Here is a 19,709-nt window from a genome sequence, read left to right as displayed (position 1 = left end):
GCCGCGGGTCAGCGCCGCTTGGTGATCCTGGTCCGGGCGGTGGTGCGGTTGTTGCCCTCGTTCAGGTCGGTCGTCGGGGAGACGACCGTCCAGGACGACCGCACGACCGCCCCCGCCCGCACGTTCCCGCTCGGCTCGGCCTTGAGATGCAGGGTCCGCGACTCGCCCTTGCGCAGCGACCCGACCGAGCACACGTAGCCGCGCCCCCGCGCGATGCACGCGGTGTCCCGTCCGACGATCTTGATCGGGCCGGCCGACTCGACGGTCACGTTCTCGGCGGTGGACGGACCTAGATTGCGGACCTTCATCGCATACGGGATCTTCGCCCCCGCCCGCGCGGTCGTCGGCGCCGCCTTGGAGATCGCGAGGTCGGCGGTCCGGGCGACGCGCACGGCCGGGAACCTCCGGGTGGCGCGGGCCTTCCCCCAAGTGACGGTCCCGCGCACGCTCACCTTCGCCCCCGGCTCGGCCCGCCGGGACACCTTGGCCTTGATCGCGCCGGCGGCCGTCCCGCCCTTCTTCAGGGTGCCGAGGTCGCACTCGACCTGACGCCCCTCGGACGCGCAGTCCTTCTCGCCCGACACGAACGCCAGCGACTTCGGCAGCGTCGTCCGGAACACCGCCTTGCCGGACTTCTTCGGGCCCTTGGCGGTCACCTTGAACGTCCACTCGTACGTCCGTCCCGGGATCACGGACTTCCCCGGGCCGGTGGTGCGGAGCGTCACGGCGGCGGCCTGCTCGCCGTGCGCCTTGTGCTTCGTGGGCTTGTGCTTCGTGGGCTTGGGCTTGTGCTTCGTGGGCTTGTGCGCGGGCTTGGCGTGCGCGCGCGGCCGGGGCGGCGGCTTGGACGCGGCACCGTGGTGCCCCTCGCCCGCGCCAGGACCGGCGGCGGACGCCCCGGCCGCCATCGGTACGACCCCGAGCAGCGGCGCGGCGGTGAGCAGCACCAGCCCGCGGCCCTTCAGTGTCCTGATCACTACGAAACCCCCCGTGGCCTGCGCCTTCTCATGCGGACACCGTCCGTTGTAGCGAGCGCCGCCCCGGTCTCCTAACGTCACGTCGGCGTGTCGTCACAGACAGTGAGTATTGACCCGCAGGGCACTTTCGGACGGCGAACATGGCGAATTCGCTGCACGACCAAGGGCAGAACATGTTGAATCGGCAAGGATCTAGCTCCCGACCCATGGAGTTGACATGGCTGTCTTCGGCGTCGACTACGCGTGGGGGCGCCCTGGCGCGGCCGCGCTGAAACGCGCCGGGGCGAAGTTCGCGTGCCGCTACCTGTCGCACGACACGACCGGCAAGAACCTGACCCGCGGGGAGGCCGACGACCTGTCGGACGCGGGCATCTGGCTGGTGGTCGTGTGGGAGTCGACCGCGAAGCGCCCCCTCGACGGGCGGTCCGCGGGCGTCACGGACGCCAAGGACGCCGCCGCGCAGGCGAAGGCGTGCGGCATGCCGGACGACCGTCCCATCTACTTCGCCGCCGACTGGGACGCCTCCGCCGGCCAGCAGGACGAGATCAACGCCTACCTGGACGGCGCGGCGTCGGTGATCGGCCGCGACCGGGTCGGCCTCTACGCCGGCCACGGGCCGGTCAACCGCGCGTTCGACGCGAAGAAGATCACTTACGGCTGGCAGACGTACGCCTGGTCCGGCGGCAAGTGGGACGCGCGTGCGCAGCTCCAGCAGTACTCCAACGACCACACGATCAACGGCGTCGGCGTCGACTACGACCGCGGCGTCAAGAGCGATTACGGGCAGTGGCGCGTCGGCGTCTCGCCCGAGGGAGACGACATGCCCGACTACGTGTCCGTCGGCACCGGCGGCAAGGAGCAGGAACTCGCCCCCGGCGCGTGGACGAACGTCACCTGGAGCAAGGAGTACTCCGACAAGGAGCACCAGCACAACGACCCGGGCGGCCCGAGCCTGCTGACCGGGTCCGCCCGGTACAGCCTGTCCATCGCCGTGACCCTCGACGGCGTCCCCGCGGGCACGCTCGTCCAGGGCCGCGTGGTCGAGGTGGAGATCGAGGACACGAGCAAGTTCCAGATCGGCCCCGTCCAGGACTTCACCTCGTTCGGGGACGCCACCAACCTCGTCTACAACCTCGCCGCCGACACCGTCGAGGAGGGCAAGCGGGTGCGCTTCCAACTGCTCCACCACGGCGCCGCCGACGCCACCCTCAGCAAGGCCAGCGCCAAGGTCTTCTTCTGGCGTTAGCCCACGCCGCCGTCCACCGGGCGGTGGTCCGCTAGAAGTCGTCGTTGAGGTACGGCGACAGTGGGACGGTCAGGGAGGCGGCCAGGCGGGCCGCGGCTCCCAGGGTGTGCTCGGTCACCGTGCCGATGCGCACCAGTGTGGTGAGGTCGGTGCCGCCGAGGTAGACGGCGGCCAGGTCGGCGGCGGTCAGGCTCAGGTCCGGCGCGTCCGTGGTCGGGTCGCAGGCGGCGGCGCCGGTGCCGAGGCGCCAGCGGCCGCCGTTGCCCGGGATGCGCGGATCGCCGATCTCCAGGACGAAGGTGTCGTCGGTGGCCCAGGAGCGGGCGCGCAGGGCGGCCGGCACATCGATCAGCCGCAGCCAGAGCGCCCCGAAGTTCTTCGTGACGGTCACCTGGTCGGGGTCGGCGGCCATGTGCGGGAGCAGGTCGTCCACCGGGCGGTTCGGCACCACGATGCGGGACGACAGGTCGATCGAGGCCAGGAACCTCCAGAGCGCGGCCTCGGCCTGCGGGGTGTCGGCGACGAGGTCGGCGACGCGAATCGTCCGCTTGTGGGCGCGGTAGATCGCGTAGCCGGCGGGGTGGAGGACGATGCGCGGGGCGCTGTACCCGGCGGCGTCCCGGTCGACCGGCCGCAGGATCCACCGCGTCCACCACGCGGGGTCGCGGTCCAGGCCGCCCGGGCGCGCCGACAGCGACCGGAGGTGAATCGGGCCCAGGAGCTCGGGCGCGGACGCGGCGTCGATCAGCCGCAGCGGACGATCGTCGGGGGCCGTGCGAAGTTCGAGCGGACGCGACGAGTCGACCTCCAGGTCGATCGCACGCGTGGCCTGCCCGAAGCCGTACCGGCCGTAGATGACGCCCTGGGACGCCCAGAGCGCGGCCACCGGACGGCCCGCCGCGATGGCGTCGGCGTACATCCGGTCCATCATGGACGTCAGGATCCCGCGGCGGCGGTGCGTCGGCAGGACGCCGACGAACGTGACGGCCGAGCAGTCGAGCATCGCGCCCGGAACCGCGAGCCGCATGGGGATCGCCGCGAGCTGGCCGGCCATCGTGGCGCCGTCGAAGGCGCCGATGCGGTCGGCGCGCTGGAGCGGCCAGCCGTACTGTTCCAGGTCGCCGTCCTCGATGCCGACGTGGAACACCGTTCCCGCAAGATCGAACATGCGGCCGACGTCGGCCTCCGGGATGTCCCTGATCTCGATCACGGATCTACGGTAAGCCCCGGCACAACCGGTTTTTCGGCCGGTCAGCCGCGCACGAGCGTCGCCAGGCACTCCACGTGCTGGGTCATCGGGAAGGCGTCGAAGGCGCGGATGGTCTCCAGGGTCCAGCCGCGCTCACTGAAGTAGGACAGGTCGCGCGCCAGCGTGGCGGGGTCGCACGACACATAGGCGATCTTGCGGCCGGCGACCCGGGTGATGTGCTCGACGACGTCGCGGCCCGCGCCGGTGCGGGGCGGGTCGAGGACGACGACGTCGGCGCGGCGGACGCGGGCGCCGCCGTGGTGGCCGGTGCCGCGCTTGTTCTGGGTGCGGGACGAGCTGGACGCGCGGCCGAACTCCAGGTCGGGGACGACCTCCTCGACGGAGCCGCGCTCGATGGACACGTTCGGCAGGTCGCGCAGGTTGAAGCGGGCGTCGCGGACGGCCTGCCCGTCCGACTCGATGCCGACGACGAGCCCGTCGGAGCCGATGCGGTCGGCGAGGACGCCGGCGAACAGGCCGACGCCGCAGTACAGGTCGAGGGCGATGTCGCCGGGCTTCGGTTCGAGGGCGTCGAGGACGGCGTCGGCGAGGAGCTGCGCGGCGCCGGGGTGGACCTGCCAGAAGCCGCTGCCGCTGACCTGGTAGAGCCGCCCGGAGACCTCCTCGCGGACGTACGGGAGCCCGGCGCCGGGCTCCGGCTTGCCGCGGACGAGCCGGACCGGCACGTCCAGCCGCGGGACCTTGATCTTGCGGCGGTCCCGGCCGCGCAGCACGACGAGGCGGTCGCCGGTGGTGGCCGAGACGATGCCCTCGACGCCGGTCGCGCCCGGCCAGCGCTTGCGCTCGATGCCCATCAGCTCCACGCCGGGGTGGGCGATCAGGCATTCGTCGACGGGCTCGATGTCGTGCGAGCGGTGCCGGCGCAGGCCGACCGCCCCGGAGGAGACCGAGAACTGCACGCGGGTGCGCCAGCCGAGCCCGGGCGGCGGGGCCACCTCGGCGTCGGCCGGGTAGGGGACCTCCTCGACGGTCACCGTGCGGGTGATCCCGGCGAGCCGCTGGAGCTGCTCCTCGACGACCGCGGCCTTGAGTGCCCGCTGGGCGGGCGGGGCGGCGTGCTGCCAGTCGCAGCCGCCGCAGCGGCCCGGCCCGGCGAACGGGCAGGGCGGCGGGACGCGGTCCGGGGACGCCTCGATGATCTCCTCGGCGTCGGCGCGCAGGAAGTTCTTGGTGCGGTCGGTGACGCGGGCTCTCACCCGTTCGCCGGGCAGGGCGTGCCGGACGAAGACGACGCGGCCCTCGTGCCGGGCGACGCAGAAACCGCCGTTGGCGACGTTGCCGACCTCCAGTTCGAGGACGTCGGGTTCGAGTTCAGTCACGGTCGGAAACACTACCGGCACCGGGGGGTGCCCCGGCCCGCGGCGGGCGCCGGGAGGAGCCCGGTCCCGGCGGCTCGATCCGTCCCTTGAGCCGGTCGGAGGAGTGCAGCTGCCAGGCGACGCTCGTCACCATGACGCCCGGCTGGAACAGCAGCCGGCCCTTCAGCCGCAGCGCGCTCTGGTTGTGCAGGAGCTGCTCCCACCAGTGGCCGACGACGTACTCGGGGATGAACACGGTGACGACGTCGCGCGGGCTCTTGCGCCGGATGCTCTTCACATAGGACAGCACGGGCCGGGTGATCTCCCGGTACGGCGAGTCGAGGATCTTCAGCGGGACGGGGATGTCGAGGGCGTCCCACTCGTCCTGGAGGCGCTGGGACTCCTGGGCGTCCACCGCGACGGTCACCGCCTCCAGCGTGGACGGGCGGGTCGCGCGGGCGTAGGCGAGCGCCCGCAGCGTCGGCTTGTGGATCGTGGAGACGAGCACGATGCCGTGGTTGCGGGCGGGCAGCGCGACGTCCTCGCCGGAGGGCACCAACTCCGCGGCGACCCGGTCGTAGTGCTTGCGGATCGCCTTCATCAGCAGGAACAGCAGCGGCATCGCGATGCAGACGATGTAGGCGCCGAGCGCGAACTTGGTGATCAGCACGACGACGAGGACGATGCCGGTGAGGGTGGCGCCGAACGCGTTGATGCCGCGCGAGGTCTTCATCCGGCGCCGCCGCGCCGCGTCGGTCTCGGCGGCCAGGAGCCGGTTCCAGTGCCGGACCATGCCGACCTGGCTGACCGTGAACGACACGAACACGCCGACGGTGTACAGCGGGATGAGCCGGCTGACGGACGCGTCGTAGGCGTAGATCAGCAGCCCGGCCATGGTGGCGAGGATGATGATGCCGTTGCTGAAGGCGAGCCGGTCGCCGCGGGTGTGCAGCTGGCGCGGGAGGAAGCGGTTCTGCGCGAGCACCGACCCGAGCACCGGGAACCCGTTGAACGCGGTGTTGGCGGCGAGGAAGAGGATCAGCGCGGTCATCGCGGTGACCAGCGCGAAGCCGGGGCTGAAGTTGCTGAACACGGTGTGCGCGACCTGTGCGATCACCGGGTCGGCGTCGGTGACGGCCTTGCCGGTGGCCGGGTCGATCAGGTGGCTGCCCTGGTCGGGCTCGGCGAACTTGGCGTCGGTGATGTAGGCGAACGCGGTCACGCCGCCGAACATGGTCATCGCGACGACCCCGAGCGCCAGCAGCGTCGTGGCGGCGTTCTCGCCCTTGGGCTTGCGGAACGCGGGCACGCCGTTGCTGATCGCCTCGACCCCGGTCAGCGCGGCGCAGCCGGACGAGAACGCCCGCAGCAGCAGGAAGACCAGGGCGAAGCCGGCGAGGTCGGTCTCGTCGCCGCGGACCTGGTAGTGCGCGGTCTCGGCCTGCAGGTCGGTGCCCGCGACCAGCCGGACCAGCCCCCACGCCAGCATGCTGAGGACCGCGAACATGAACAGGTAGGTGGGGATCGCGAACGCGACCCCGGCCTCCTTCAGCCCGCGCAGGTTCCCGAGGGTGAGCAGGACGACGATGACGATCGCGACGCCGACCTCGTGCGGCTGCATGAACTTCAGCAGCGCGCCGAGGTTCTCCACGCCGGACGACACCGACACCGCGACGGTCATCACATAGTCGACCAGCAGCGCGCTCGCGACGACGACGCCCCAGTTGCCGCCGAGGTTGGTGGTGGCGACCTCGAAGTCGCCGCCGCCGCTCTGGTAGGCCCGGACGTTCTGCCGGTAGGACGCGACCACGGTGAGCAGGATCACCACCACGGCCGCGGCCACCCACGGGGTGTAGTGGTACATCACGAGGCCGCCCGCGCCGAGCGCGAGGAGGATCTCCTGCGGGGCGTAGGCGACCGACGACAGCGCGTCGCTCGCGAAGACCGGCAGCGCGATCCGTTTCTTCAGCAGCTGCTCGTGCTGCTGGGAGCTGCTCAGCGCACGGCCGAGGAGGAGCCTCTTCGTGAGGTCCGGAACCTTTGACACGCAACGAGACTCTAGCCCTAGCGTGCGACGGCGGATCGGCTGCCTGCCGTCCGCGGCCGGGCGGCACGGCCCGCGCTTCGCCGTCCCGCGGGGCAAGCTGGTTGGGTAGTACTCGCCTGGGGGGATGTGTAGGTTTGCAGCCCGCAGGGATCATTCAACGGAAACGGTCCTCGGGTGCGGCACGGTGTCGGCGGCGAATCGCCGTGCACGGCGCGGGGGGTACAGGGGGAACCTCCCTCTGGACGGAAGAAGGAACGGCCGTGCATATCGTGATCATGGGATGCGGGCGGGTCGGGTCGACGCTCGCCCACATCCTGGAGGACAAGGGCCATTCGGTCGCCATCATCGACCAGAGCCCGGAGGCGTTCCGCCGTTTGCGCAGCGGGTTCCGGGGCCGCCGCATCACCGGGTTCGGGTTCGACCGCGATGTGATCGCCGAGGCGGGCATCGAGCGCGCGTCCGCGTTCGTGGCCGTCAGCAGCGGCGACAACTCCAACATCATCTCCGCCCGGGTGGCGCGCGAGACGTTCGGCGTCGACAACGTGGTGGCCCGGATCTACGATCCGCGCCGGGCCGAGGTCTACCAGCGCCTCGGCATCCCCACGGTCGCGACCGTCCGGTGGACCGCCGACCAGATCCTGCGCCGGCTGCTCCCGGAGGGCGCCGAGCCGCTGTGGCGGGACCCGACCGGCGAGGTCGTCCTCGCCGAGCTGGACTCCGGCCACCTGTGGGTGGGCGAGAAGGTCGGCGCGCTGGAGGAGCACGCGCGGACCCGCATCGCGTTCCTGTCCAGGATGGGCGACGCGCTCGTCCCCGAACGGGACACGGTGATCCAGGACGGCGACATCGTGCACATCATGGCGGCCGCCGACGATCTGGAGCGGGTCAACGCCGCCGTCGCGGCGGGGAACGGGGAGGACGCCTGATGCGGGTCGCGATCGCCGGGGCCGGCGCGGTGGGCCGGTCCATCGCCGCGGAGCTGCTGGAGAACGGGCACGAGGTGCTCCTGATCGACAAGAGCCCCAAGGCCATCAAGGTCGAGATGGTGCCGCGCGCGGAGTGGCTGCTGGCCGACGCGTGCGAGATCTCCGCGCTGGACGACGCGGCGCTGGAGCGCTGCCAGGTGGTGGTGGCCTCGTCCGGCGACGACAAGGTCAACCTGGTGGTGTCGCTGCTGGCCAAGACCGAGTACGGGGTGCCGCGGGTGGTGGCCCGGATCAACCACCCGAACAACGAGTGGCTGTTCAACGAGTCGTGGGGCGTGGACGTGGCCGTGTCCACCCCGCGGTTGCTGTCGGCGCTCGTGGAGGAGGCGGTCAGCGTCGGCGACCTCGTCCGGCTGATGACGTTCCGGCAGGGCGAGGCGAACCTGGTCGAGCTGACGCTGCCGGAGGACGCGCCGCTCGGCGGCGAGCGGGTCGGGTCGGTGAGCTGGCCGCGCGACACGGCGCTGGTGGCGATCCTGCGGGAGGGCCGGGTGCTGGTCCCCTCGTCCGACGACACCCTGGAGCCGGGCGACGAGCTGATGTTCGTGGCGAGCCAGGACGTGGAGGACGAGCTCGCCGAGCTTCTCGGCGGCCGCTGACGCGCGCGGACCCGCTTGACCGGACGGTCAGGCGGGTTCTTCGCGCTTGATGGGGGTGCGGCCGCGGGCGAGCAGCCACACCATCGCGGCCAGCGCCGCGACCTGCAGCGGCCAGCCCATCACGATCTTGGCGGTGCCGAGCAGGCCGCTCTGGTCGCCGTCGGCGAGGTAGATCGGGTACTGGACGGCGACGCGCGCGACGCAGGGCAGCACCAGCAGCCAGGTGAGCCGGGCGCACAGCCGGACGATGCCGGGGTCGGAGCGCCACGCGGTCGGATCGCCGGTGACCGATCCGATGATGAAGCCGACGATGGGCCAGCGCACCGCGATCGAGAAGATCATCACGACGCCGTAGCCCGCGTTCAGCAGGATGCCGGGCAGGAAGGCGTCCTCGGCCTTGCCGGAGCGCAGCGCGAAGAACGCGGCGATCGCGATGCCGACGAGGCTGTTGAGGACGAACTGGGGGCTGGAGCGCTGCGCGAGCCGGACCGCGAGGAGCACCACCGCGGCGCCGATGCCCGCCGCGACGGCGATCTTGATGTCCTCGATCGCGACGTAGGTGCCGGTGAAGGCGATCGTGGGCACGGCCGCCTCGGCCATGCCGCGCACCCCGCCCAGCGCCTTGTTGAGCTGGGCGCGGACGGCCGCCTCAACGGTGTCGTGGGCGGCGGTCTCCCGCTCGGTGCCCGTTTCCACTTCGCTCACGTCGCACTCCCGAGGGCCCGCGGCGGTCTCATGAACCGCCGCGCAGCTCGTATCGCGGATTGAACATGACCTTGCGCCCGTCCTGCACGCTGACGAGCCCTTCGGCGCGCAGCCGGCGCCCGGGGTCGATCCCGGCGATCTTGCGGCGGCCGAGCCAGACGAGGCTGATCACGTCGGTGCCGTCGTAGAGCTCGGCCTCCAGGGCGGGGGCGCCGCCCCGCGGGCGGAGGGTCACGGTACGTAGCGTACCCGCCACGCAGTGCCGCTTGCGCGCGGCGCAGTCGGTGATCGGCGTCGCGCCCTCGTCGCCGGCGGTCTTCTGCAGGTCCTCGGCTTCGAGTTCGGCATTGCCGGCCGCCATGCGCCGCAGGAAGCGGCGCAGCCCGCCCTTGCCGCGCCCGCGTCCGCCGGGTTCCGCCTCGGGTGGCGTACTGGCCGAAACCTCGTCCATACCTCGAAGCGTATGGCATCCCCGGACGAACCGGACCCCTCGACCTGCCACCGGGAATCCGGCCGGGATTCTTGTGGAATGAAGCGTTCCGTTCTGTTATTATCGGAACAGAGCATTCCGCTCCAAAAGGAAGGAAGGGCCATGACCGCCACCCTCGAAACACCGCCCGGCACGCGGCCGGCCGGCGCCGCCGCACCGCACCCCCGCCGCTGGCTCGGCCTGTCGGCGATCCTGGCCGCCACCCTGCTGAACCTGCTCGACTCCACCGTCGTCAACGTGGCCGCCCCCGCGATCCGCGCGGACCTCGGCGGCTCCTACTCCGCGCTGCAGTGGATGGCCGCCGGATACACCCTCGCCCTCGCCGTGGCACTGCTCACCGGCGGGCGGCTCGGCGACATGTTCGGGCGGCGGCCCGTCCTGCTGGCCGGCGCGGCCGGGTTCGTGGCCATGTCGGTGGCGTGCGCGTTCGCCTGGTCGCCGGAGAGCCTGATCACGGCCCGGGTCGCGCAGGGCCTGTGCGCCGCGGTGATGATCCCGCAGGGCTTCGGGCTGATCCGGGACCTGTTCGGCACGGACACCGGCAAGGCGTTCGCGCTGTTCGGGCCGGTGATCGGGCTCGCCACGATCCTCGGCCCGGTGGTCGCCGGGCTGCTGATCGACGCCGACCTGCTCGGCACCGGCTGGCGCGCGATCTTCCTGCTGAACGTGCCGGTCGGCGCGTACGCGCTGGTCATGGGCGCCCGGGTGCTGCCCGCACCGGTCACCGCGGACCGCTCGGGCGGCCTCGACGTCCCCGGGATGCTGCTCGGCGCCCTCGGCATGAGCATGCTGGTGTACCCGCTCGTCCAGGGCCGTGAGCTCGGCTGGCCCACCTGGTCCCTGGCGCTGCTGGCCGGGTCGGTGCCCGTCCTGGCCCTGTTCGCCCTGCACCAGCTGCGCCGCGCCCGCCGCGGCCGGACGCCGCTGGTCAGGCTGAGCGTGTTCGCGAGCCGCTCGTACAGCTCCGGCGTGCTGTTCGTCCTCGTCTTCTTCGGCACGATCACCGGGTTCTCCCTGGCCACCGGCCTGTTCCTGCAGCTCGGCCTCGGGTACACGCCGCTCGCCGCGAGCCTGGCGATGTCGTCCTGGGCGATCGGCGCCTTCGCCGGGTCGGCGTTCAGCGGCATGACGATGACCCGCCTGGGCCGCCGGATCCTGCACCTCGGCCTGGCCCTGATGGCCGCCGGCCTGGTCGCGCTGCACGCGGTGTTCGACGCGGCCGGGACGGGCCTCGGGGGCTGGCACCTGGCGGCGCCGCTGCTGCTGTTCGGCGCCGGGATGGGCATGATCTTCGTCCCGCTGTTCGACATCATCGTCGCGGGCATCGCCGACCACGAGGTCGGCTCGGGCTCGGCCGCGCTGGAGTCGGTCCAGCAGCTGGGCGCGTCCCTCGGCATCGCGATCCTCGGCACGGTGTTCTTCGGCGCGATCGGCGCCCCGGTGGCCGGGCGCTTCGCCGCCCCGGCCGCGCTGGACGCCGCGAAGCAGGTGACCGTCCTGACGATCGCCCTCACCGCCGCCGCGTTCCTCGTCGCCTTCCTCCTCCCCCGCCGCGCCCGCGCGCACTGACCCGTCCGCGCCGGAGCCGCCGTCCCGCACCGGGGCGGCGGCTCCGGCCTTCCCTGCGATGAGTTTCGCGCGCGCCGCGGGTCTCCATGGCGATCGCTCGACAAGAGAAGGAGAACGGCATGAGCCGCGTGGAACTCGGAATCGGCCTCCCGACGTCCGGACGGTACGCCTCCCCGGAGGCCATCGCACAGGTCGCGGAGGGTGCGGAACGGATCGGGCTCGGCTCGGTCTGGACGTTCGACCGGCTGCTCCGGCCGACCGTCCCGATCGCGATGGGCGGCCCCGGCGGGCCCGTGATGGACCCGCCGGAGGCGTTCGGCAGCGTCTACGACCCGCTCGAAACGCTCACCTACGTCGCCGCCCGCACCAGCCGGATCCGGCTCGGCACGAGCGTGCTGGACTCCCTGTTCCAGAACCCGGTCATCCTCGCCCGCCGGATCGCGACGCTCGACCGGCTGAGCGGCGGACGGCTGATCGCGGGGCTCGGCCAGGGCTGGATGTCGCAGGAGTTCGAGGCCGCGGGCGTGCCGATGAGCCGCCGCGGCGCCGGGTTCGGCGAGCACATCGAGGCCATGCGGGCGGTGTGGGGCCCCGACCCGGTGCGGTTCGACGGCCGGTTCCACCGGATCCCGGAGAGCGAGATCGGGCCGAAGCCGGTGCGTCCGGGCGGCCCGGAGGTCCTGGTCGGCGCCGTGGCCCCGGCCTCGATCGACCGGGCGGCGCGGCTCGGCACCGGCCTCAGCCTGGTGATCTTCGAGTGGGGCATGGTGCGCGACACCATCGCGCGGTTCCGCGGCGCCGCCGAGGCGGCCGGCCACCACCCGTCCGCCCTCCCGGTGGTCGTGCAGGTGAACGGCGACGTGACCGGCAAGCCGCTGGACGAGCGGGCGCCGCTGACCGGATCGCCCGACCAGGTGGCCGGCGACCTGGCCGCGCTGGACGAGCTCGACGTCCGGCACGTCCTGTGGATGAGCGACGTCGAGCCGGAGGAGCGCCTGCACCTCATGGAACGGCTCCGGGCACTCGCCTGACAGGTGATCATGGTCTCGCTAGGGTGACGCGGATGATCACCCCCGTGGACGGAGGCCCGTACCGGTGCGCGCTCCTGGTGCGCTACGAGGACGAGGTCGACGAGACGCTCCTGGCCGCACTCGCCGGGGCGACCGGCCTGAAGTTCGAGTACTACGGCAACGGCGGCTTCGGCGGTGAGACGCTCGCGGACGTGTACGCCGACGAGTCCGGCGGGAACCTGCTGATCGAGGTGATGGCCGACGAGGTCGGGGCGAAGGCGATGTTCGTCCGGGCGGAGTCGGCCGAGCGGGCCATCGCGATCCGGAGCGTCGTGGGCGAGCGGTACCGGGTCTGGACCGAGCAGATGCTGCGCGCGCAACTGGAGGAGTCGCTCACCGAGGCGCCCATGTCGCTCGTCGCGATGATGATGGCCGTGGGCGGTGCCACGCCCGAGCCGGAGACCATGGCCCTGCTCCAGCGCGCGCTCGGCCACCGCGAGGGCGCCGTCCGGGAGGCCGCCGAGTACGCGCGGCAGGTCGCCGGGGAACTCGTCCACGAGCCGGTGGTGATGCGGGACGCGCCCCGGGAGAAGCCGACGGGCGTCCTCGCGCCGGTGCGGCCCGTGGAGGGTGACGAGGACTGGGTCACGGTCCGGCCGGGGCTCCCGGACCGGGCCGTCCCCCGCCCGGTCACCTGGCTCCGGCTCGCCACCGACGATCCCGACAAGGCCGTCATCTGGGCCAACAGGGCGGACTGGTTCCTCGACGTCATCGGTCGAGTCACCGATGTCTCGGACTGGCAGGAGACCGTCTACACGATGGACGAGGAGACCGCCCTCCACATCGTCCGGCACCCGGCGCTCGGGTCCGCCGTTCATTGCGCCGTGCACGGGACCGAGGCCGAGGCGACGGCCGCCGCGCTCCGCGAGGCGCTCGGCGGCGAGATCCTGGACGGCCCGCCGCCCCGCCTCCAGCAGGCGGCCCCGTGAGCGCGGTCAGGAGCGGCGCAGGCGTGTGGAGGCCATCGCGGTGAAGTAGCCGATCTCCGGGACGTTCATCAGGCGGGCCGTGAGGAGGTAGAGCGCCCCGCCGCCGAGCCCGCCGACGAGGAGGGCCAGCAGGCTGGGGAGGCGGTCGCCCGGCAGGTGCCCGAACGCCCACACGGCCGCCGCCGCGAAGGCGAGGGCGGGCAGGGCGGCCAGGTGCAGGCGGGTGAGCGCGCGGACGATGCGGCGGCCGTCCATCCCGCCGAGCCGCCGGCGCAGGACGAGCGCGGCGGCCGTGGCACCGAACGCGTAGAACAGCCCGTAGGCGACCGGCAGCCCGACCACGACCTGCCGCGCCGGGACGGACCGCAGCAGCGCCAGCGCGGTGGCCGCCTGCGCGATCCCGGCGGGGACGGCGATCAGGCCGGGCGTGCGGGTGTCGCCGAGGGCGTAGAAGACGCGCATGAGCAGCTGGTGCAGGGTGAACGGCAGCACCATCACGGCGAACACCATGAGGATGGCGCCGATGCGGCGCGCCCCGTCCACCGTGAGGCTGCCGTAGGCGAAGAACGTGACGGAGCCGGGGATCGCGAACACCAGCATCCCGAGCCAGAGCGGGACGAGCAGGGCGCACGCCAGCCGGAGGCCGCGCGAGAAGTCGTCGCGGACGAGGTCGCGCCGCCCGTCCGCGACGTGCGCGCTCATCCGCGGGAGCAGCGCCGTGATGACCGAGACCGCGATGATCGCGTACGGGAGCTGGAAGACGACGAGGGCGAACTTGTAGGCGGCCAGGCCGCTCCCGGGGGCGCCGGCCCGGGTCGCGACGTTCGCGGTCACGAGGACGCCGGCCTGCGCGACGACGATGTAGAGCAGCATCCATGTCGCCGTCCGGGCGGCCTCGCCGAAGCCGGCGCCGCGCAGGTCGAGGCGGGGGCGCCAGCGGAATCCCGCCGACCGCAGCGTCCACGCGAGGACACCGCACTGCGCGACCGTGCCGAACGCGGAGCCGAGCCCGAGCAGGGTCAGCCGGCCGTCGGTCACGGTCTCGGTGGTCTGCCCGCGTCCGGCGATCCAGAGGAAGAGCAGGCCCGCGCCCATCGTGATCAGGTTGTTGACGACGGGCGCCCACATCGGCGCGCCGAACCGGTGCCGGACGTTCAGCAGCGTGCTCGCCAGGCCGCTGACGCCGATGAAGAAGATCTGGACGAGCAGCAGGCGCGTGAGCAGCACCGTGACCTCGCGCTGCCGTCCGGTGTATCCGCCCGCGTAGAGGGAGATCAGCTGGTCGGCCGCCAGCACGGCCACCACGGTCAGCACCGCGAGGGCGACGAGGACGACGCCGAGCAGGCGCCGCTCGGTCGCCGCTCCGCCGTCGGCGTCCCGCATCCGGCGTTTCACCAGGAACGGGACGAAGACGCTCGCCAGCATCCCGCCGAGCAGCAGCTCGTACACCGTGTACGGGATCATCTCGGCGGCCTGGTAGGCGTCGCCGAGCAGGGCGGTGCCGAGCGCGGCGCCGATCACGACGGTGCGCAGGAAGCCGGTCAGCCGGGCGAAGACCGTCCCGATCGCCATGACCGCGCTGGAGTGGGCGACGCCCGGCGGGGCGGCCTGGGCGGCGCCGCCGATCTCGTCGCGCTCGGAGCCGGGCCGGCCGGCGGTCCCCGGGTCGCCGACGTCGCCGGGATCGCGGACGGGGACCAGGCCCGGCTCGGGATCGCCCGGCGGCTCCGCGCGCTCCGCCTCGTCCAGGACGCCCGGCATGAGGATCCGGCGTCCGTCCCGCTCCCGCTCCCCCATCGGCACCACCCCCGAAGGCGCCAGTATGCCCCGGCGCGCCCCGCCCGGCATCGGCCGGAAGGACGGATCAGGCGGTCGCGAAGCGGATCGCGGAGACGACGATCACGACCGCCGCCACGATCCAGTAGGCGGCTGAGGCGAGGGCGACGCCCCGGACCCGGCGGGCCTCCGCCAGGCCGGTGAACGTGAGCAGCCAGGCCAGCAGCGGCAGGACGAGGATCGCGTGCATGGTCACGAAGTGCGCCGGCTTCAGCGCGGCGACGATGTGGTACGCCGCCTGCTGGTCGCCGGACTCCACCTTCGTCACGCCACGGGCGATCATCGCCGCGCCCGAGGCCAGCGCGAACAGCAGTGCCGCGAACCCGACGCGCACGGCCAGCCGCATGCTGGGCGCGGTCTCCGGATTCCGCCGGAACGAGGCGACGGCGAGCGTGACCAGGGTGACGACGAGGATTCCGCCGCCCGCCGCGAGCATCCGCGTGACGACGGTGTCGAAGGCCGTCTCCTCGTTGAAGTGGGACGGCACCTTGCGCCACGCCTGCAGGGTGATGAGGGCGACCTCGACGACGCAGTCGGCCGCGAACACGCCGAGGACCACGTTCCGGGCGCGGTCGCCGAGCCGGACGAACGAGCTCACCCACGCGATGGTGACGAGCGTCAGGCCGAACGAGAGCCCGAAGGTGACGGGCTTGCGCCAGGACACCGGTCCCGTCCACGGGCCGCCGTCGACCGCGAACACGACCAGGTGCAGCAGCCCGGACAGCATGAGCGCGGCACCGACCGCGTAGGCGGCGCGTTCGGCCTTCCGGCCGCTCGTCCAGAACGCGCGCAGCCCCTCGGCCGCGTCCCGCACCGGGAACGCGCCGCGCGAGACCTCCACCGAGTCGGCCATGTCCGCCTCCAAAATGAGTGAGTGCTCACCCAGTATGGATGAGCACCCACGTTCGGCACAACCGGTCAGCACACGACCGGTCAGCACACGACCGGTCAGCACACGACCGGTCAGCGCAGCGCGGCCTCCACGGCCGGGACGCGGATCGTGCGGCGGGTCGTGCCGCAGGCCGTCGCGCCGGTCAGCACGGCGGCGAGCGCCACGACCGCGACATAGATCCACACGCTCCCGTCCGGGGTGGCCGAGTCGCGGCGGGCGAGGCCGAAGGGCACGATCGTGAAGACCGAGGCGACCGTCCCGCAGACCACGCCGGTGACCGTCAGCACCACCGACTCCACCGCCACCGCGCCGAGCACCTGGCGCGGGGTCGCGCCGGCGAGCCGGGTCTGGCCGAACTCGCGGCGCCGGTGCGCTGTCGCCGCGATCAGCGTGTTGACCAGCATGATCGCGGCGAACAGCACCACCATGCCGGTGACGACGAAGTTGAGCGTCTCGATGCTCTTGTCCTCGGCCGACTTGGTCAGCCCGGCCGCGTCCATGGCCGCGTTCTCGGTGGCCTGGAGGTACACCGTCCCGACGGCGATGCCGACGAACAGAATGACCGGGCTGACCGCGGACGCCAGGGCACCGGTCCGGTTCCGCATGGTGCTGATCGCGAGGTCGCCGGACGGCCCGCCGAGCGCCCGCAGCGGCCGGGCCAGCAGCGCCGTGACCCGCCGCACGATCGCCGGGGCCAGCAGCGCCAGCCCGATCGCGGCGAAGATGTCGGCCTGCCCGGACGTCATCATCGCGTTGCTGCCCTCGCCGTCCATCACGGTGACGGTGACGATCGCCTCGTCCAGCGCGAGGAACAGGAAGACGACCGCGAAGACGATCCGCTTCCTGCCGAGCTTCGCCCGGTCGGTCGCGGCGGCCGCCATCGACTCCGCCACCCGGACCCGGGTGGCGCGCCGCGCGCTGATCAGCGCGGCCGCGACCGCCGACACCAGCGTGACGCCGACCCCCATGGAAAGCCCCGCGGACCCGAAGCTGTAGCCGATGTCCCCGGGCACCTGGCCGGTGTCGTGCAGCAGGCCCAGCAGGCCGCGGCCGAGGAGCATCCCCGGGACGATCCCGAGCAGCGCCGCCGCCACCGCGAGACCCGCCGCCTCACCGACGATCATCCGGGAGAGCTGCCCGGGGGTCGCGCCGACGCTCTTCAGCAGCGCCATCTCCGCCGCCCGCTGCCGCACCGACAGGGTCAGCGTGGAGGTGACCGCGAACACCACCAGCAGCAGGCCCCAGCCGCCGACCACGATCGCCATGGTGGAGAGCGTCTCCTCCGCGGGGCCGGTCGCACCGCCCGCCGACGCCGTGTCCAGCATCGAGGCGAACGCCATGATGATCGCCGAGCCGAGGAACATCGAGAGGAAACTCGCCGTGAACGCGCTCGCGCGCTTGCGCAGGGAACGCATCGCCAGACCGAACATGTCACGCTCCCGCCATCGTGCGCTGACGCTCGACCTCGTCGGCCAGGTGCGTCATCCGCTCCGCGACCGCCTCGGCGGTCGGCGCGGTCTGGTGGCCGACGATCCGCCCGTCCGCCAGGTAGAGGACGGCGTTGGCGTGCGCCGCGGCGACCGGGTCGTGGGTCACCATCACCACCGTCTGCCCGAACATCCGCACCGACTCCTGCAGCAGGCCCAGCACGTCCCGGGCGCTGCGGGTGTCGAGCGCACCGGTCGGCTCGTCCGCGAACAGCACCCGCGGCTCGGTCACCAAGGCCCGCGCGATCGCCACCCGCTGCTGCTGCCCGCCCGACAGCTCAGAAGGCAGGTGGCCGAGCCGCGCCCCGAGCCCCACCCGCTCCAGGACCGCCCGCGCCCGCGCCTTGTCGACCCGGCGGCCCGCGAGCTTCAAGGGCAGCACCACGTTCTGCATCACGTTCAGCGTCGGCAGCAGGTTGAACTGCTGGAAGACGAAACCGATCCGCTGCCGCCGGAACCTCGTCAGCGCGGCCTCCCCGTCGCCGGTCAGCTCCGCGCCGTCCACGAACACCCGGCCCCCGGACGGACGGTCCAGGCCCGCCGCGCACTGCAGCAGCGTGCTCTTGCCCGACCCGGACGGGCCCATCACCGCGGTGAACGATCCGACCGGCAACGACAGCGACACGCCGTCCAGGGCCACCACCTGGTTGCCCTCCGCGCCGTACACGCGGCGCACGTTCTCAAGCCGGAGCGCCTCACCCGGTGCCTGCTGCGCCGGCCGTGGTTCCCTGCGTCCGAACATCGTCCTCACCTCCGCCCGGTGCCCCCTCGTGGAGCGCCTCGGGAACGAAGCTACGGACGGCGGAGACGGCCGGGGATGGGTCCAGCACGCCGATCGGGGTAGGCAAAACCCCACCATCGCCGGTCCCGCCCAACAGGGCCCCGCCTTCGCTCGCGGTGCCCGGGCCGGGTTAGAGTCGCTCCCGGTGCGCCGGGAAGTCTGGTCGGCAGGTCCCGTCCGACGCATGCCGATCAGGAGGCTCCGTGCAGGCCACCGCCGCGATCGTCATCTTCGTCTGCGCCTACGTGCTGATCGCGTCGGAGAAGGTGCACCGGACGGCGGTGGCGCTCGGCGGCGCGGGCCTGATGCTGCTGCTGCACGTCACCGACGCCGACGGCGCGTTCTTCTCCTCCGAGTCCGGGATCGACTGGAACGTCGTCTTCCTGCTGCTCGGCATGATGGTCATCGTCTCGGTGCTGCGGCGCACCGGCGTGTTCGAGTACGTGGCGATCTGGGCCGCCAAGCGCGCGCGGGGACGTCCCTACCGGCTGATGGTCATGCTCGTCATCCTCACGGCGACGGCGTCCGCGCTGCTGGACAACGTGACCACCGTCCTGCTGGTCGCGCCCGTGACGTTCCTCGTCTGCGAGCGGCTCGGCCTGAAGCCCGAGCCGTACCTGATCGCCGAGGTGATGGCGTCCAACATCGGCGGCACCGCGACGCTCGTCGGCGACCCGCCCAACATCATCATCGCCAGCCGCGGCGGCCTGTCGTTCAACGACTTCCTCGTCCACCTGGCGCCGCTGATCGTGCTGCTGATGATCGTGTTCTGCGTGCTGTGCCGGTGGCTGTTCCGTGCCGCGTTCCGCTACGACCCGGACCTCGCCGCCGAGATCATGGAACTGGAGGAGCGGGAGGCCATCACCGACCGGCGGCTGCTCGCGCAGGGGCTCGCCGTCCTCGGCGTCGTCGTCGTGGCGTTCGTGCTGCACCCCGTCCTGCACTACGAGCCGTCCGTGGTCGCGCTGCTCGGCGCCGGGCTGCTCGTCGCCGCCACCAGGGTGACCACCGAGGAGGCGCTCAGCGAGGTCGAATGGCCCACGCTGGTGTTCTTCGCCGGGCTGTTCGTGATGGTCGGCGGCCTCGTGCAGACCGGCGTGATCGGCAAGATCTCCGAGGCCGCCGCCGACGCGACCGGCGGCCGGCTCGGCGTCGCCGCGATGCTGCTGCTGTGGGCGTCGGCCGGGCTGTCGGCGATCGTGGACAACATCCCCTACGTCGCGACGATGAGCCCGATCGTGTCCGACCTCGTCCAGCAGCACCCGGGCGAGGAGGGGCACGTCCTGTGGTGGGCCCTCGCCCTCGGCGCCGACCTAGGCGGCAACGCCACCGCCATCGGCGCCAGCGCCAACGTGGTCGTCCTCGGCATCGCCGCCCGCAACGGCACCCCGATCAGCTTCTGGCGCTTCACCCGCTACGGCATCGTCGTCACCCTGGTCACGGTAGCCCTGTCGACCCCATATCTATGGCTCCGCTACCTCTAGCCCCTACCTAACCCCCCGCCCCCGCAGCCAGGCGGTCTAGGAG

Annotated in this window: 17 protein-coding genes; 7 read left to right on the top strand and 10 right to left on the bottom strand. The window is 72.5% G+C overall.

Annotation, left to right across the window (positions count from 1 at the left end; all coding sequences use genetic code 11):
* Positions 1-8: 8 nt before the first annotated feature.
* A complete protein-coding gene (locus E1293_RS18270) occupies positions 9-977 on the bottom strand; it encodes a DUF11 domain-containing protein (RefSeq protein ID WP_132198622.1) in 969 nt (322 codons plus the stop codon).
* A 217-nt stretch (positions 978-1,194) separates the two neighbouring features.
* Here E1293_RS18270 and E1293_RS18265 point away from each other — a divergent pair, with 217 nt between their 5' ends.
* Positions 1,195-2,223, top strand: coding sequence for a glycoside hydrolase domain-containing protein (locus E1293_RS18265; protein WP_132198621.1), 1,029 nt, complete (start codon positions 1,195-1,197; stop codon positions 2,221-2,223).
* A gap of 31 nt (positions 2,224-2,254) precedes the next feature.
* Here E1293_RS18265 and E1293_RS18260 read toward each other — a convergent pair whose 3' ends face one another.
* Genes E1293_RS18260 through E1293_RS18250 form a run of 3 tightly spaced genes read right to left on the bottom strand, consistent with a single transcriptional unit; the run spans position 2,255 to position 6,838 of the window.
* Positions 2,255-3,433, bottom strand: coding sequence for a GNAT family N-acetyltransferase (locus E1293_RS18260; protein WP_207938912.1), 1,179 nt, complete (start codon positions 3,431-3,433; stop codon positions 2,255-2,257).
* 41 nt (positions 3,434-3,474) lie between these two features.
* The gene (locus tag E1293_RS18255) at positions 3,475-4,812 is read right to left on the bottom strand and encodes a class I SAM-dependent RNA methyltransferase (protein ID WP_132198620.1); all 1,338 of its coding nucleotides are present in this window, start codon (positions 4,810-4,812) and stop codon (positions 3,475-3,477) included.
* Positions 4,805-6,838, bottom strand: coding sequence for an APC family permease (locus E1293_RS18250; RefSeq protein ID WP_132198619.1), 2,034 nt, complete (start codon positions 6,836-6,838; stop codon positions 4,805-4,807). Before E1293_RS18250 ends, E1293_RS18255 begins: the two co-directional genes overlap by 8 nt.
* A gap of 260 nt (positions 6,839-7,098) precedes the next feature.
* Here E1293_RS18250 and E1293_RS18245 point away from each other — a divergent pair, with 260 nt between their 5' ends.
* Positions 7,099-7,764: a potassium channel family protein gene (locus E1293_RS18245; protein WP_132198618.1), complete on the top strand. Its 666-nt coding sequence runs from the start codon at positions 7,099-7,101 to the stop codon at positions 7,762-7,764.
* Positions 7,764-8,423: a potassium channel family protein gene (locus E1293_RS18240; RefSeq protein ID WP_132198617.1), complete on the top strand. Its 660-nt coding sequence runs from the start codon at positions 7,764-7,766 to the stop codon at positions 8,421-8,423. Before E1293_RS18245 ends, E1293_RS18240 begins: the two co-directional genes overlap by 1 nt.
* Before the next feature lie 27 nt (positions 8,424-8,450).
* Here the strand turns inward: E1293_RS18240 and E1293_RS18235 are convergent, their stop codons facing one another.
* The gene (locus E1293_RS18235; protein WP_243716307.1) at positions 8,451-9,128 is read right to left on the bottom strand and encodes a DUF3159 domain-containing protein; all 678 of its coding nucleotides are present in this window, start codon (positions 9,126-9,128) and stop codon (positions 8,451-8,453) included.
* Positions 9,129-9,156: 28 nt separating this feature from the next.
* Complete coding sequence (locus E1293_RS18230) at positions 9,157-9,579, bottom strand: OB-fold nucleic acid binding domain-containing protein (RefSeq protein WP_132198615.1); 423 nt, start codon at positions 9,577-9,579, stop codon at positions 9,157-9,159.
* Between the two features lie 141 nt (positions 9,580-9,720).
* Here E1293_RS18230 and E1293_RS18225 point away from each other — a divergent pair, with 141 nt between their 5' ends.
* From E1293_RS18225 to E1293_RS18215, 3 genes are all read left to right on the top strand, one after another.
* Complete coding sequence (locus E1293_RS18225; RefSeq protein ID WP_132198614.1) at positions 9,721-11,187, top strand: MFS transporter; 1,467 nt, start codon at positions 9,721-9,723, stop codon at positions 11,185-11,187.
* Positions 11,188-11,306: 119 nt separating this feature from the next.
* Complete coding sequence (locus E1293_RS18220) at positions 11,307-12,218, top strand: TIGR03619 family F420-dependent LLM class oxidoreductase (protein ID WP_165978269.1); 912 nt, start codon at positions 11,307-11,309, stop codon at positions 12,216-12,218.
* 32 nt (positions 12,219-12,250) lie between these two features.
* On the top strand, positions 12,251-13,186 hold the full coding sequence (locus E1293_RS18215) for a hypothetical protein (RefSeq protein WP_132198612.1): 936 nt from the start codon (positions 12,251-12,253) through the stop codon (positions 13,184-13,186).
* A 6-nt stretch (positions 13,187-13,192) separates the two neighbouring features.
* Here the strand turns inward: E1293_RS18215 and murJ are convergent, their stop codons facing one another.
* From murJ to E1293_RS18195, 4 genes are all read right to left on the bottom strand, one after another.
* Positions 13,193-14,983 (bottom strand): murein biosynthesis integral membrane protein MurJ, encoded by a 1,791-nt coding sequence (murJ, locus tag E1293_RS18210; RefSeq protein ID WP_243716306.1) that lies wholly within the window; start codon positions 14,981-14,983, stop codon positions 13,193-13,195.
* Positions 14,984-15,050: 67 nt separating this feature from the next.
* Entirely contained in the window at positions 15,051-15,875 is an 825-nt protein-coding gene (locus E1293_RS18205; protein WP_207938911.1) for a hypothetical protein, read from the bottom strand.
* A gap of 110 nt (positions 15,876-15,985) precedes the next feature.
* Positions 15,986-17,344, bottom strand: coding sequence for an FtsX-like permease family protein (locus tag E1293_RS18200; protein WP_132198611.1), 1,359 nt, complete (start codon positions 17,342-17,344; stop codon positions 15,986-15,988).
* A gap of 1 nt (position 17,345) precedes the next feature.
* Entirely contained in the window at positions 17,346-18,143 is a 798-nt protein-coding gene (locus E1293_RS18195; protein WP_132198610.1) for an ABC transporter ATP-binding protein, read from the bottom strand.
* 242 nt (positions 18,144-18,385) lie between these two features.
* Here E1293_RS18195 and E1293_RS18190 point away from each other — a divergent pair, with 242 nt between their 5' ends.
* Complete coding sequence (locus E1293_RS18190; protein WP_132198609.1) at positions 18,386-19,666, top strand: ArsB/NhaD family transporter; 1,281 nt, start codon at positions 18,386-18,388, stop codon at positions 19,664-19,666.
* Positions 19,667-19,709: the final 43 nt, after the last annotated feature.

Source organism: Actinomadura darangshiensis (assembly GCF_004349235.1).
GTDB lineage: Bacteria > Actinomycetota > Actinomycetes > Streptosporangiales > Streptosporangiaceae > Spirillospora > Spirillospora darangshiensis.
Note: the sequence above shows the minus strand (reverse complement) of the source record. Positions and strands in the feature narration are given on the sequence as shown.

Coding starts and splice junctions, on each gene's coding strand:
- E1293_RS18265 (WP_132198621.1), top strand. CDS start 1,195: ATGGCTGTCTTCGGCGTCGACTACGCGTGGGGGCGCCCTGGCGCGGCC.
- E1293_RS18240 (WP_132198617.1), top strand. CDS start 7,764: ATGCGGGTCGCGATCGCCGGGGCCGGCGCGGTGGGCCGGTCCATCGCC.
- E1293_RS18230 (WP_132198615.1), bottom strand. CDS start 9,579: ATGGACGAGGTTTCGGCCAGTACGCCACCCGAGGCGGAACCCGGCGGA.
- E1293_RS18225 (WP_132198614.1), top strand. CDS start 9,721: ATGACCGCCACCCTCGAAACACCGCCCGGCACGCGGCCGGCCGGCGCC.
- E1293_RS18220 (WP_165978269.1), top strand. CDS start 11,307: ATGAGCCGCGTGGAACTCGGAATCGGCCTCCCGACGTCCGGACGGTAC.
- E1293_RS18215 (WP_132198612.1), top strand. CDS start 12,251: ATGATCACCCCCGTGGACGGAGGCCCGTACCGGTGCGCGCTCCTGGTG.
- murJ (WP_243716306.1), bottom strand. CDS start 14,983: ATGGGGGAGCGGGAGCGGGACGGACGCCGGATCCTCATGCCGGGCGTC.
- E1293_RS18205 (WP_207938911.1), bottom strand. CDS start 15,875: ATGGCCGACTCGGTGGAGGTCTCGCGCGGCGCGTTCCCGGTGCGGGAC.
- E1293_RS18200 (WP_132198611.1), bottom strand. CDS start 17,344: ATGTTCGGTCTGGCGATGCGTTCCCTGCGCAAGCGCGCGAGCGCGTTC.
- E1293_RS18195 (WP_132198610.1), bottom strand. CDS start 18,143: ATGTTCGGACGCAGGGAACCACGGCCGGCGCAGCAGGCACCGGGTGAG.